This is a genomic window from Bifidobacterium saguinibicoloris (genome assembly GCF_019331725.1).
GTDB classification, from domain to species: domain Bacteria; phylum Actinomycetota; class Actinomycetes; order Actinomycetales; family Bifidobacteriaceae; genus Bifidobacterium; species Bifidobacterium saguinibicoloris.
This window is the reverse complement of record NZ_JAHBBF010000001.1, coordinates 100,101-113,763: the sequence shown is the minus strand read 5'-3', so window position 1 is coordinate 113,763 and position 13,663 is coordinate 100,101. Positions and strand designations below refer to the sequence as shown.

General features: G+C 64.1%; 11 protein-coding genes and 1 pseudogene. 10 read left to right on the top strand and 2 right to left on the bottom strand.

Annotated elements, in window-relative coordinates; all coding sequences use genetic code 11:
* Window positions 1-23 precede the first annotated feature (23 nt).
* From KIH78_RS10840 to KIH78_RS00615, 4 genes and pseudogenes are all read left to right on the top strand, one after another.
* Window positions 24-770, top strand: a pseudogene (locus KIH78_RS10840) (TOTE conflict system archaeo-eukaryotic primase domain-containing protein); the annotation flags it as partial.
* A 156-nt stretch (window positions 771-926) separates the two neighbouring features.
* Window positions 927-1,580, top strand: coding sequence for a DEAD/DEAH box helicase family protein (locus KIH78_RS10835; protein ID WP_420830091.1), 654 nt, complete (start codon window positions 927-929; stop codon window positions 1,578-1,580).
* Complete coding sequence (locus tag KIH78_RS00620; protein WP_338024087.1) at window positions 1,465-2,979, top strand: DEAD/DEAH box helicase family protein; 1,515 nt, start codon at window positions 1,465-1,467, stop codon at window positions 2,977-2,979. The genes KIH78_RS10835 and KIH78_RS00620 overlap by 116 nt, the downstream gene beginning before the upstream one ends.
* A 95-nt stretch (window positions 2,980-3,074) precedes the next feature.
* Window positions 3,075-3,689 (top strand): NAD(P)H-dependent oxidoreductase, encoded by a 615-nt coding sequence (locus KIH78_RS00615; RefSeq protein WP_219130806.1) that lies wholly within the window; start codon window positions 3,075-3,077, stop codon window positions 3,687-3,689.
* 202 nt (window positions 3,690-3,891) lie between these two features.
* Here KIH78_RS00615 and KIH78_RS00610 read toward each other — a convergent pair whose 3' ends face one another.
* Window positions 3,892-5,589 (bottom strand): sensor histidine kinase, encoded by a 1,698-nt coding sequence (locus KIH78_RS00610; protein WP_236034308.1) that lies wholly within the window; start codon window positions 5,587-5,589, stop codon window positions 3,892-3,894.
* Window positions 5,586-6,257, bottom strand: a complete 672-nt coding sequence (locus tag KIH78_RS00605; protein ID WP_219130805.1) for a response regulator transcription factor — start codon at window positions 6,255-6,257, stop codon at window positions 5,586-5,588. The genes KIH78_RS00610 and KIH78_RS00605 overlap by 4 nt, the downstream gene beginning before the upstream one ends.
* Before the next feature lie 182 nt (window positions 6,258-6,439).
* Here KIH78_RS00605 and KIH78_RS00600 point away from each other — a divergent pair, with 182 nt between their 5' ends.
* From KIH78_RS00600 to KIH78_RS00575, 6 genes are all read left to right on the top strand, one after another.
* The gene (locus KIH78_RS00600; protein ID WP_219130804.1) at window positions 6,440-7,234 is read left to right on the top strand and encodes a hypothetical protein; all 795 of its coding nucleotides are present in this window, start codon (window positions 6,440-6,442) and stop codon (window positions 7,232-7,234) included.
* A 99-nt stretch (window positions 7,235-7,333) separates the two neighbouring features.
* Window positions 7,334-8,137: a hypothetical protein gene (locus tag KIH78_RS00595; RefSeq protein ID WP_219130803.1), complete on the top strand. Its 804-nt coding sequence runs from the start codon at window positions 7,334-7,336 to the stop codon at window positions 8,135-8,137.
* A 58-nt stretch (window positions 8,138-8,195) separates the two neighbouring features.
* The gene (locus KIH78_RS00590; protein ID WP_219130802.1) at window positions 8,196-9,323 is read left to right on the top strand and encodes a peptidoglycan-binding protein; all 1,128 of its coding nucleotides are present in this window, start codon (window positions 8,196-8,198) and stop codon (window positions 9,321-9,323) included.
* A complete protein-coding gene (locus tag KIH78_RS00585; protein ID WP_236034307.1) occupies window positions 9,320-10,102 on the top strand; it encodes an ABC transporter ATP-binding protein in 783 nt (260 codons plus the stop codon). The genes KIH78_RS00590 and KIH78_RS00585 overlap by 4 nt, the downstream gene beginning before the upstream one ends.
* Window positions 10,099-11,373 (top strand): ABC transporter permease, encoded by a 1,275-nt coding sequence (locus KIH78_RS00580; protein WP_219130801.1) that lies wholly within the window; start codon window positions 10,099-10,101, stop codon window positions 11,371-11,373. Before KIH78_RS00585 ends, KIH78_RS00580 begins: the two co-directional genes overlap by 4 nt.
* Window positions 11,374-11,556: 183 nt before the next feature.
* Complete coding sequence (locus KIH78_RS00575) at window positions 11,557-13,644, top strand: bifunctional indole-3-glycerol phosphate synthase/tryptophan synthase subunit beta (RefSeq protein ID WP_219130800.1); 2,088 nt, start codon at window positions 11,557-11,559, stop codon at window positions 13,642-13,644.
* Window positions 13,645-13,663: the final 19 nt, after the last annotated feature.

The window sequence follows — 13,663 nt, the reverse complement described above, 5'->3', positions numbered from 1 at the left end:
AAAGCACACCCATCTCCGACACGGTGAAGGTCACGGAACCCGATTGCGGTGGCGACGGCCCTGTCACGGCCCACAGTCAATCCGAGCGGAAGATCAGGCTGTTCCGTTCCTTGTTCCGTGGGCGCGATGACGTGTACGCGCATGGATTCATATCCAAGAAGACCGGCAAAACCGGATATGCGCCGGCGGCATGGAACGAATGGACCACCTTGGCGGACGGCAAACGTGTTCCCACGTCGCCGGGTCAGAGACGATACAAACCCTTGACCGACCGGGTGCTGCTCGACCATTTCACCAAACGGGACGACCGACTCGTTAATGTCGTCGGGCTCTACCCTCTGTCCCAAGAATCGAAGGTCTGGTTCCTCGCCATCGATTTCGATGACGACGGCTGGCAGGATGAAATCAGGGCGGTCCGAGACGTTTGCGAACGGCACGGCATAATACCGTCAATAGAACGTTCACGGTCCGGGAACGGTGGACATTTGTGGTTGTTTCTCGCCGAGCAGATGGATGCGGCGCAAGTACGTCGCATGGGAGATGCTTTGCTGAACGAAGCGTCCGATCTGACCCACATCGAGTTTCGATCCTACGACCGCATGTTCCCCAATCAGGATGTTCTGCCTGCAGGAGGATTCGGCAACCTAATCGCGCTCCCACTGCAGCGCATGGCGCGAGACAACGGCAACAGCATATTCGTCGACAAACGATTTGTGCCATACCAGGATCAGTGGGCATATCTCTCCTCAATCAAACGCATCACGCCAGAACGGGTACACGCCATCGCTGCCCTAACGAAAGCAGTGAGCGGTACACCGGGGAGTCCCTCCGTTTCCAAGGATTCTCCATCCCAGTCCTCTGACATGCCGGCGAAGAATGATTGTCGGCCGTCGAAAACCGGGGTGCATTCCCTGTCCGCAACGGATATGCCGCGAACCGTCACCGTCATCGAACGGGGTATGCTCTCCGTTCCCAAAGACGGCATGACTGCAGCCGCGCTTAATGCTATACGCCGCCTTGCCGCGTTCTCCAACCCTGACTTCTACCGGGCCCAAGCCATGCGACAGCCCATCTACAACAAACCGCGTATCATCTATCGTGGCGAGGAGACCGACAAAGCCATTCTTCTGCCAAGAGGGTGCAAGGAATCCCTGGACTCGCTGTTGGACCGCATCGGAACCACCGCGGATTATCGCAACGAGCGCAACCCGGGCAAGCGGATTCAAGTGGAATTCGCGGGAACGCTTTACGAACGTCAAAACGCCGCGGCGCAGAACCTGCTGGCACATGATGACGGCATTCTCATCGCTCCGACGGGGTTCGGCAAAACCGTGATCGCGGCGTACCTCATCGCCGAGCGAAAAACTAATACGCTGATTGTCCTGAGATCCTCCGCACTGCTCGAACAATGGAGGGGAACGGCTCGGACAGTTCCTCGACATCACTGCTACATTGCCTCCCCTATTGACCGCAACCGGACGAGTCAGCCGGAGGAAACGACACGTAATCGGGCAGATAGGAGCCGGACGCAACGAACCAAGCGGCATCATCGACATCGCATTGGCGCAATCACTGTTTGACAAAGATGACGTCCCCGGAGACAAGCATGTCAAGGACCTTATCGGACATTACGGCATGATTATCTTCGACGAATGCCATCATGTCGCCTCCGTCGACACCGAAGCGATCGCCCGCGCATCCGACGCCAAATACGTCTACGGTTTCACCGGGACCCTAAAACGGGACGACGGCATGCATCCCATCGTCACCATGCGATGCGGCCCAGTCCGCGACACCGTCGACGTCAACGAACACATGGAGACGCAGCGATTCTCCAGACGATACATACCGCGATTCACCTCAGTCAACCTTGACCTCATCGAGCCATACACCTATCACGATTATCTTCAAGCCGCGTGTGAAGACAAGAGCCGCAACGACATGATTGTCGATGACACCATGACGGTCATCAACGGGAATGGAACTCCGCTGTTACTCACCAAACGCATCGAACACGCGAAAACACTCGCCAATGCCCTCCGGGAACGGGGTTGCGACCACGTGATTCTCCTCTACGGTGCCGAAGCGAAGAAGACCCGATTCAGTAAACTCGAACAACTCAAGCATATTCCCGTGGAGGAACGCCTCGCCATCGTGGCGATAGGAAGCTACATCGGCGAAGGATTCGACTGCAAACGGCTCGATACGCTCATGCTCGCAGCGCCGGTATCCGTCGAAACGGCGGTTATCCAGTACCTCGGACGATTGCACCGAGACAACGACGGGAAACGGGAGGTGCGTGTCTACGATTACATCGACGTCACCATTCCCATGGCCTCCAGCATGTACCGCAAACGCCTGAAGACATACGCGGCGCAGGGTTACACGCCGATGATGCCGGTCGGCAACGCCGATCCGATACGACAGGCCAAGATGAAAGTCCTGCTGGCACGCGAAAGCGCTGTCGCCGAAGATGTTGCACCGATTGAACACCGTGAAGAAGATGAGCCCATTCCTCTAATCAATGCGGATGAATTCCATACAGTGTTCCGTAACGACATCATGCGATGCCGACGGCGGATAATCATATGCGCCGGATACCTTACACGTCATGCCATCGATCAATTGAGCGACGTGATTCTCGAAACAGCCGGCAGGGGAGTGACGATCGCCGTCAACGTACGTGTCTCACCCAACGCGACAGAAGCGTCACGCACACGGACGGCGCACAACATGGATAGGCTTCGCGCATTGGGGTGCACGGTGCAAGCCATGGAAGCTTGCAACGAGTTCGCCGTATTCGACGATGAACTCATCTGGTTCGGCAGCATTGATTTATTGGGAACGTCCAGACCTGACGACTGCTCGCTAAGATTCACCGATGTGAAAATCGCGGGGATGCTCATCGCGAGCACCGGCAGGAACGAAGGAAATAATCGGACGCAGGGAGGCGATCCAGACATAATCCATCAACCATGAACATGGATGGTCAATGAAACGGGTTCGAGTTCAGTATCAGGAATCGAATCCACGGATGCGTGCATTCCGTCCGGCACGGCGCGACAATGGGAGACATGAGCACAGACAATGCACGCACAGCACTGGTCATCACCTCCAACCCCGAACACGACAGCCTCACCAACGCCGTCGGCAAGGCGTTCGCCGGCGGATTCCGCGAACAAGGAGGCGCAGCCGACGTCCTCGACCTGTACGAGGCCGGCTTCGATCCCGTCTATACATCCGCCGACCGCGCCCACTACTTGGGACTCGGACCGCTGCCGAAGGACGTCGCCTCCATCCAGGACCGGCTCGCCGCCGCCGACGTCATCGTCCTCACGTTCCCCGTCTACTGGTACACGATGCCCGCCATGGTCAAGGGCCTGTTCGACCGCGTCATCTGCCGCGGCTTCGCCTACCACGCCGATGGCACGCCCGGCGCGCTCGCCGGCAAGACGGTGCGCGTGATCTTGCTGACCGGCGGCACCGAGGCCTGGTATGAGTCCGATGGCATCGGTGAGGCGCTCGACAACCAGATCCGCCGGCAGACGTTCATGAAGTACTGCGGCGTGGAGGACGTTGAGCTCGTCTACGTCGACGGCTTGTCCATGGGCGATGACGACCCGGCCAAGCGCGAGGCCGCCGCCCGCCATCTCGACCGCATCAGGGAACTGGGCGCCTCGCTCGCCTGAGCCAAGGATTCCGAATCGCATGATGCCATGGCGGACAGCCCGTTCCGTCATGGCATCGTCCTTATCAGGGGTGCTTTTCGTCCCCTGCGGACTTCCAACTCGTCTATGAGGGGTGCCCGGTCCGGAAAAGCGGAGATGAGAACGGCGTTATCTCGGTATTCAGAGGCGTCGATACCCGTGATCGTCGATACGCTGGTACCCCTCATACCGTGGTTGGATGTCGGAGACCGGTGGAATGTACCCCTGATAGCGCGGATAATCCATCCACCGTGGCTGTGAAGACAGTCCGGCATCCTTCTGACGTACGGGACGACAGACGCAGGTGCGCGCCCATCGCGTCGCAGGCCGCATCGGCGATGGAAAGCCCCAACCCCACTCCGGAGACGGTGCTGATGCGGGAGTTCACGCCACGGTGGAACGGCTGGACGAGTTCGTCCAGGTCGTCGGGCAGCTGTTCGTCGGTGGTGTTTCCGACCGTCAGGCGTATGCGATCGTCCCCGTGCATGGGGGAGTCGTCGTCCCGTGCGATCGTCACCGTGATCGATCCTCCGTCAGCCGTGTTGTGCACGACGGCGTTGCGGATGAGGTTGCCGACGGCAAGCCGCAGCAGCGCCGGATTCGCTTTGACGACGACCGGGGGAAGGCCGGTGGCTTCCGGTACCGGCCCGACGGTTGCGTCGTCATTCGCCGTGACGGCGTCGTCCACGTCGAACGCGACCACGATGTTCCGTGCGTCGGTTTCCCCATCGACGTCCGCCAGTGCGTCCCTCACGCAGGCGGCGAGATCCGTCGACCCCATGCCGGTGCGATTCGCCGCGTCTCCCGCACCGTCGCCGAGCTTGCCGTAGGCGCCGCTTTGGATGCGTGAGAGGGTCAGGAGCGCGCCGACCAGTTCGGCGCCGCGCCGGTTGGCGGCGAGGGCCCGGCGTACGGACGGCTCCACGTCCGCGGGGAAGCGTCCCTGTGCGAGCGGCGCGTCGAGGTTCGTCTCGACGGCGGCGATGGGCGTGCGCAGTTCGTGCGACGCGTTGGACACGAACCGTCGTTCCGCCTCGGAGGCGGCTTGGATGCGGTCGAGCATGCCGTTGATGGAGTCGCCGAGTCTGGTGACTTCGTCGTCGCGCCTGTCCCGTTTCGACGGCTTCCGCCGTCTGTTCCACCAGCGGCGGCGTTTCACCGTCCGGCCTCCCGTCACGTCGATGCGCGTGCCGAGGTCGGACGGGTCGAGCGCGGCGGTCTGGTCGCTGATGGATTGCAGGCGTTTGGACATGCGCGAGGTGACGGTCCAGATGACGAGGATGCTGGTCGCTCCGAAGAACACGAAGATGATGGCGGCGCTGATGCGCAGCCCGTTGGCGACGGTGTCCTGGTTCCATACGGAGATGCCGTATGGCGTGGTGATGGTGAACGATCCGTCGCCGCCCCAGTCGACGCGGTAGGATTTCCCGTCGGTCCGGCCGCTGACGCTGCCGCTTCCCTCATGCCTGCCGTTGCCGCCGCTCATGCTGCCGAGAAGATCCGGCGTGTTCGCGCCCGCATGTGCTTCGAGCCAGGTTCCGGGATCGGGGTCCACGCTCCATCCCTGTGAGGACATGTAGTCGCCGTCGGATGATGACGGTCCGTTCACGTCCGGCTCCTTCCCATCCTGTCCGTTCTCGTAGGTGATGGTCATCGCGTAGGAGAACATGCCGTTGACGACGAGCGTCTGCACGAGGGTGGCGGAGCCGAGCGCGATGAGGAACACGAGGCTGATGGCGAGCGTGAGCTTCGCGCGGAACGTTCTGGGACGGATTTTGTCGGACGTCCGTGCGAACCATGCGATGACGCGCCGCCACGCGCGGCGTGGGGGACGGTCCGCCACGCGTGCCGTGACGTCGTCCGTGTCGTTCCCGTCGGTCATGCGAGTCGGTATCCTTCCCCTCGGGTGGAGATGATCAGGTCGCGCCCGCCGAGTTTGCGCCGCAGCGAGTACATGGTGGTCTTGATCGCGTCGGAGGGGTCGCCCAGGCCGTCGCCGTCCCACATGCTCCGGTAGAGTTCGTCGACGCCGACGTAGCCGCCGTCGGCGCGCATGAGCTCCAGCAGCACGCCGTACTCCTTGGGGGTGAGTTTGACGAGCGTGCGCCCGTGGTCGCGGAATACGAGCCGGCGCGTCGAGTCGAGGGTGAGGTCGCCGCGCGTCAGTACCGCCTGGGTGGCGGCGCCCTTGCCGGCGCGGCGCTGCAGGGCGCGAATGCGGGCGAGCAGCTCAGGGTAGGCGAACGGTTTGGTCAGGTAGTCGTCGGCGCCGAGGTCGAGTCCGCTGACCCGGTCGCTCACCTCGGCGGCCGCGGTGAGCATGATGACGGCGACGGGGATCCTGTTCGCGGCGATCGTGGCCATGACCGCGTCGCCGGAGAGGACCGGCAGGTCGCGGTCGAGCAGGACGATGTCGACGTCCGTGTCGGCGAGCGCCTGGAGCGCCTCGACGCCGGTCGAGGCCACGTCGGTCGTATACCCCTCGTACCTGAGGGCGTCGTCCAATGCGGCGGCCAGCTCACGGTCGTCCTCGACGATCAGGATGCGCATGTCATGCCTCTTTCCCGTGTCCTCTCCCCGTTCCGATGATACCTGCCTATCCTCCGACCGGTCCGGTAATGCGAAGGTAACGGATTCCGCCACCGTCACGCCACCGTCCCGGAGATGTCATGGATTCAGGATGTTCCCGCCGTCCGTGACCGACGGCGAGCACGTACGGGAGGGAGCTTGTGATGGAAGCGAATCGTATGATTGCGGGCGTGGCCGCATGCCTGATGGTGCCGGGACTGCCGGGCGGCTGTTCGGCGCCGTTCACGCATGATGCCCGATCGTCGGCCGGTTCCACGTCGGATGGCGCCATGCAGGCGGGTGCGGACGAGACCAGGGAGACATACCCCGCGTCCACACTCACCAAACAGTTCACCGCATGCCTCGTCGCCAAAGGCTTCGACGCACGCATCACAGGGGAGCGCAACAACCAGGTGGCCCTGCTGGAGATCGATGCGGCCGGCAACCCGGTGCAGCCGAAGGTCACCGCCGGGGATGACGGCGTGACCAACCGGGATTGGACCGGAGACCCGAACCTGTATCCGAACATCACGTCGTCCGGCGTCAATTCGAACACCGTCACCGGGGATGATTTCCCGTACATCATCGCGCAGAACTCCGGACAGTTGGCCGGTTCACCATACGCCTCCAAACAAGCCGACTATGCGGCATGCGAAGCCCGGTATTCGTCCTTCTCGCAAGGCGTGACGACATACACGGCCGACGACGTCGACGCGAGCGCCGAGGACAAGGCCGCCGTGCTGGAATTCGCGCGAGACGCCCGCGACAAAGGCTTTGACTGGGTCGCCGACCCCGTCGGCGACGAACCCCTGCACATCGTCATCCCCAACACCGTGCCGGAATCCGACGTGCGCCGCTTCTTCGAGGAATGCCCCACCGACGACGTTCCCGTCATCTTCAGCTGGATCGGCGACTACCCATACGACATCAACGCGGTCCAGCAGTCGACGGTCCGATGACCAGGTAAGACGAAGGTAATGCGGAATCCCACCGACACGTGACGGGCCGCACGGTTGGATGGAAACATACGAAACCCGGCAATCGACAAGGAGCCGATCATGACCACCACATCCCGATTCGGCAACGGACGCCGAACCCTGGCCTCCGTCGCATCCGCCCTGTGCATCATGGCGCTCGCCGCCTGCTCCGCACCGTTCACCCGGAACGGCGCGGAGCAGGCGGCGGACGGGAGCACGGCCGGCGGCGCCTCGATGGCGCGCGTCGACGAGACGGCGCGCAAGTTCGCCGCATGCCTGACGTCCAAAGGCATCGAAGCGCAGACGACCATCGCACCCGGAGTCAAACCGAACGACACATCCGCCATCAGGAACGCGGTCGAAGTGCGCATGATCGACAAGACCGGCCAGCCGATCGCCGCCGACGATTCGGGCATGACCGTCACCGCCGACGACGACACCCAAAAGATGTATGCGAACATCATGTATACGTCGATCGACTACGGCAAGGTCTGGGTCATGTTCAAGGACTCCACCGCGCTCACCGGCTCGCCCTACGAGTCGAAACGACAGGCCTGGGCGGACTGCGAAACCGCCAACCCGTCCTTCGCGCAGCCCGCGCAAACCACCGACCCGGGCGACGTCTTCTCCGAAGAGGACAAGCAGGCCGCGCTGCGATACGCGAAGGACGCGCGCGCCAAAGGATTCGACTGGGTGGCCGATCCGCTCGGCGACGAGCCCACGACGATCATCATCCCCGCGACGGTCAGCGAAGCGGACTTCCGCCGCCTCCTCAAGGAATGTCCGACCGGCGACCTGCCCGTCACCTTCGGATTCGAAGGAACGCCGGAGGAATACGGCTACGACTACACGAAGGTGATGGACGAGGCATACGGCGTCAACTAGACGACCTGCCGCACGGATCACGACCCGGGCGGATGAATCGGACGAAGGAGGAAGCGACATGGCACGCAGACAGACGCGATCGGGCGACACGGCCCGCAGGATCATCACGACGATCGTCGCAATCGCCGTCATCACCGCATCGGCGGCCGCATGCATGATCGCAAAACCATGGACGCTCATCGGCGACGAGGCCGCGACTGGACAATCGGCGTCGACGAAACAGGTGGACGTCACCACACTGCGCACCCAACCGGTCGTCAAAGGCGTGCTCAACGCCGAGACAAGGCTCGGCGGCGCACTCCAATACGACGACGCCTCCGACTTCCAACCCGCCACCGGCGTCATCACCCAACTGCCCACGCCCGGAACGGAAATCAACACGGGCCAGCAGGTGTACGAGATGGATGGCATGCCCGTGCTGCTCTTCCACGGTGCACGGCCGTTCTGGCGCACCTTGCAGACGGACGTGCCCGACGGACCGGACGTGACCCAACTGGAGGAGAACCTCCAGGAGCTCGGATACTTCCACGCCGCACCCGACAACCATTTCGACTGGCGTACCCGCGAGGCCGTACGCCAATGGCAGGCCAAGTCGCTGGGATTGAAGGGCGACCAGATCACCGGCGCATTCGATCCCGGCGCGGTGGCACTCGTCCCCACAGCACCGATCCGCATCAAAACCGTCACCGCCAAACTGGGAGAGAGGGACGTCAGTCCCGGCAGCTACACCGGCACCGCCCTGCACGTCGAGGCCACGCTGACCGCCACGCAAGCGGCCACGTTCAAAGCCGGCGACAAGGTGCAGGTCATCATGCCGAACAACACGACCATCGACACCACGCTCGCCGCCGTCGACCAAGGAGGACAGTCCACCGGCAAGGACGGACAGGTCACCTCGCCCTCGGCACGCGTCGATTTCCCCGACCAAACGCAGGTGGCGAGCTTCGGCGCCACCTCCATACAACTCGTCATCCCGAACAACACGGACGAAACCGCCGCCGCCGAATCGCTCATCGTGCCGGTGACCGCGATCATCGCCTCCGCCGGCAACACCTATGCGGTCGAAGTGGTCCGCGGCGACCAACTCAAACGCATCCCCGTCGAAATCGGACTCGTCGCGAACGCCCAAGTGCAATTGACGAAAGCCGACGGACTCAAGGAAGGCGACAAGGTGGTGGTGTCATGACGGACACGGAACAGACGGACCCCACCATGCCGGAACCGGCGACGCAACCGGCACGGACACCCCTCCTGGCATTGGACCACGCGACGAAAAGCTACCCGGGACGCGACGGCGGTCCGTTGGAGATCCTGCACGAGACCTCACTCACCATCGACCGCGGCGAACGCATCGCAATCGTCGGCCCATCCGGTTCCGGCAAATCGACGCTCCTCTCCCTGCTCGGCACACTCGACATGCCCTCCACCGGCGCACTGCGCTACGACGGCGAAGACGTGGGCGCGATGGGCGAACGCCGACGCAGCATGCTGCGGGCCGCACGCATCGGCTTCGTCTTCCAACAGTTCCATCTCATCGCAACCGTATCCGCATTGGAGAACGTGATGACGGGACTCCAATACACGGCGACGCCCCGGCATTCCCGCAACAACCTCGCCACAGAGGCGCTGGAACGCGTAGGACTCGAGGAACGGCTGCACCACAGGCCGACGCAGCTCTCCGGAGGCGAACAACAGCGCGTGGCCATCGCCCGGGCACTCGCCAAGAATCCGGACATCATCTTCGCCGATGAGCCGACCGGCGCGCTCGACACCGCAACCGGCCACGCAATCATCGACCTGCTGCTCGATGCGGCGGACGACGGCGCAAGCCTCGTGATCGTCACGCACGACCCGGCCATCGCGGCAAGGTTCCCGCGGCGACTGCACATCCAGGACGGCGTCGTGACGGAACTGACGGCGGCCATGGACACGATGGAACCGGCCGAAGGGAGGGAACGGCCATGAGCAAAGGCAACACAATGAACCCGGACGGATCCCGCGTCGAGACGCGGCACGGAGCCAAGGCCGGAACGAGCGCCCGCAGGTCGATGGGCACACGCATCGCCGACCTCCTGCACACAGCGTGGGTCGGAGCCACCGGCCGCAGATCACGTACGGTGCTCGCGGCGCTGGGCATCGCGCTCGGCGTCGCCGCGTATGTGGCGCTATCGGGCATCGCGGCATCGAACCAGGCGGCACTGCTCACACGACTCGACACGCTCGGCGCCAACCTCCAGGTGGTCGCTCCCGGCCAGGACGCCTCCCGACAGCCGATACCGCTGCCGGAATACGCACCGAAGACCCTCGCACGGCAACCACAGGTCGAACGGGTCGGCGTCTTCGGCACCGCACCGGAGCACGTGAAGATCTTCAAGAACGAGTTCGTGCCCGGCGCCAACGGCAACGCATTGGCGCTGTCGGTCATGAGACCGGGCGCGCTCGCCGCCGTCGGAGCCTCCTTCGCTCAGGGGCATGGCATCGACGCGGCCAACGAGGGCCTTCCTGTCACGGTCCTCGGATCCGAGGCCGCCTATCGGCTCGGCGTGATCGGCGTCGGCGATCGCATCCTCATCGACGACGCATGGTACGGCGTCATCGGCATCCTCGATCCGTTACCGAAGGCGCAGGGCTTCGACTCGTCCGCGATCATCGGCTTGAGGTATGCGAAGACGCATTATCCCGACCAGGCGGCGAGCATCGGACGGATCAGCGCCATCTACGTGCGCACGAAGCCCGGCGACGCGGAATCGCTGCGGCGTCTGCTCGCCCATGCGGCGAACCTCACCGGATCGGGAGTGTCGGTCAACGCATCCGCCGACCTGTCCGAGGCGCGCAATACCACCGACGACTCGCTGACCATGCTGGGGCTCATGATTGGCGTGATCGCATTGGCCGTGGGAGGCATGAGCATCGCCAACATGATGATCGTCACCGTGATGGAACGTCGCGGAGAAATAGGCCTGCGGCGCGCGCTCGGCGCCACGCCCGGAGCCATCCGCATGCAGTTCGTCACCGAGGCGGCCATGCTCTCCGCATTCGGAGGATTCGCCGGCGTCATGATCGGGGCCGGGGCGGCCGCGGGCGTCGCCATGTGGGCCCGTCAGCCGTTCGCGCTGGATTGGGAGTCGCTGCCGCTGGCCTGGTGCGCGGCCGTGCTCGTCGGCGTCCTCGCCGGCATCCACCCGGCCTCACGCGCCGCACGGCTCACGCCCACGGAGGCGCTGCGCGGCGAATGAGCGCGGACGTCGCATGGCCGACGACACGGGATCCCGGATGTGCGCGGGACGTCATCGGCGTGCGGCGTGGCGCATGTGGGAATGGCGTGACATGTGCCCGGAACGTGGGACGACGCGGACGGTTCCGCGCGGACGTGGCCTATGGTGGCGCATGGTCAGACTTCAAGAACCAAGGGGAGGACCATGTCGGTACTGGACGAATTGGTGGCGGGCGCACTGGAGGAACAGCAGGCCCGCGAGCAGGTCACGTCGTTGGAGGAGATCAGGAAGGCCGCGCTGGCGGCACCGGCCCCGATCGACGCGGTCCGATGGCTCAAGCGCGCCGACGGCATCCCCGTGATCGCCGAGATCAAGCGCGCCTCCCCGTCCAAAGGCCATCTGAGCGACATCCCGGATCCGGCCGCGCTGGCCCGCGAATACGAGAAGGGCGGTGCGAGTGCGATTTCCGTGCTCACCGAAGGCCGTCGGTTCCTCGGATCCCTCGACGACCTCGACAAGGTCCGCGCCGCCGTGCACATCCCGGTGCTGCGCAAGGACTTCATCGTCACCGACTACCAGATCTTCGAGGCGCGCGCCCACGGCGCCGACCTGGTGCTGCTCATCGTCGCCGCGCTGGACGACGCGAAGCTGAAGCACCTGCTCGACCTCGCGCATGAGCTGAGGATGACGGTGCTCGTCGAGACTCATACGCGTGAGGAGATCGAGCGTGCGATCGCCGTCGGCGCGAAGGTCATCGGCATCAACGCCCGCAACCTGAAGAACCTGAAGGTGGACGTCAACAAGTACGACGAGCTCGCGGCGAACCTGCCGGACGACGTCGTCAAGGTGGCGGAATCCGGCGTCTTCGGCGCGGTCGAGGTCGAGGACTACGGACGTGCCGGCGCGGACGCCGTGCTGGTCGGCGAGGGCGTCGCCACCGCCGACGACCATGAACTTGCAGTGGAACGACTAGTGAAGGCAGGAGCAAGAGTGAAAGCATCCGAAACCACCCCGTTGAGCGAACACCACGGACCGTACTGGGGGCAGTTCGGCGGACGCTACGTGCCCGAGGCGCTGATCACCGCGCTTGACGAGCTCGAACGCGTCTACGACGAGGCCAAGGCCGACCCCGAGTTCCACAAGGAGTTCATGACGCTGCAGCAGCGCTACGTGGGCCGCCCGAGCCCGCTGACCGAAGCGCCGCGCTTCTCCAAACTGGTCTTCGAGAAGACCGGTCTCGATGCGAGGATCTTCCTCAAGCGCGAGGACCTCAACCACACCGGCGCCCACAAGATCAACAACGCGCTCGGCCAGGCCCTGCTCGTCAAGCGTATGGGCAAGACCCGCGTGATCGCCGAGACCGGCGCCGGCCAGCACGGCGTCGCCACCGCCACCGTGTGCGCGATGCTGGGCCTGAAGTGCCGCATCTACATGGGTCAGATCGACGCCCGCCGCCAGGCCCTCAACGTGGCCCGCATGCGCATGCTCGGCGCCGAGGTCGTCGAGGTCACGCTGGGCGACCGCATCCTCAAGGACGCCATCAACGAGGCGCTGCGCGACTGGGTCACCAACGTCAAGGACACCCACTATCTGCTCGGCACCGTCGCGGGCCCGCATCCGTTCCCGGAGATGGTGCGTGACTTCCAGAAGATCATCGGCGAGGAGGCCAAGCAGCAGCTCAAGGACTGGTATGGCATCGACCATCCGGACGCGATCTGCGCCTGCGTGGGCGGCGGTTCCAACGCCATCGGCGTGATGAACGCGTTCCTCGACGACGAACGCGTGAACCTGTACGGCTACGAGGCCGGCGGCAAGGGGCCGGAGACCGGGCACCACGCCGTCCGCTTCGCCCCCGGCACCGGCCAGCTCGGCATGTTCCAAGGCGCCAAGAGCTACCTGCTGGAGACCGATGAGGGCCAGACGCTCGACACCTACTCGATCTCCGCCGGCCTCGACTACGCGTCCGTCGGCCCCGAACACGCGTGGCTCAAGGACATCGGCCGCGTCAACTATTCGTGGGCCACCGACGAGGAGGCCATGAACGCCTTCCGCGACCTGAGCCAGACCGAGGGCATCATCCCCGCCATCGAGAGCTCGCACGCGGTCGCCGGTGCGTACAAGGCCGCCGCGGATCTCAAGGCCAAGGGCTACGACAAGGCCGTGATGATCGTCAACATCTCCGGTCGAGGCGACAAGGACATGGCCACCGCCGGCAAGTGGTTCGGATACCTGACCGACGATCAGGCCAAGGCGCTCGAAGTCACCGGCGCCCACGGCAACACCGTCGCCTGAGAGGGAAGAGGAGAAACGA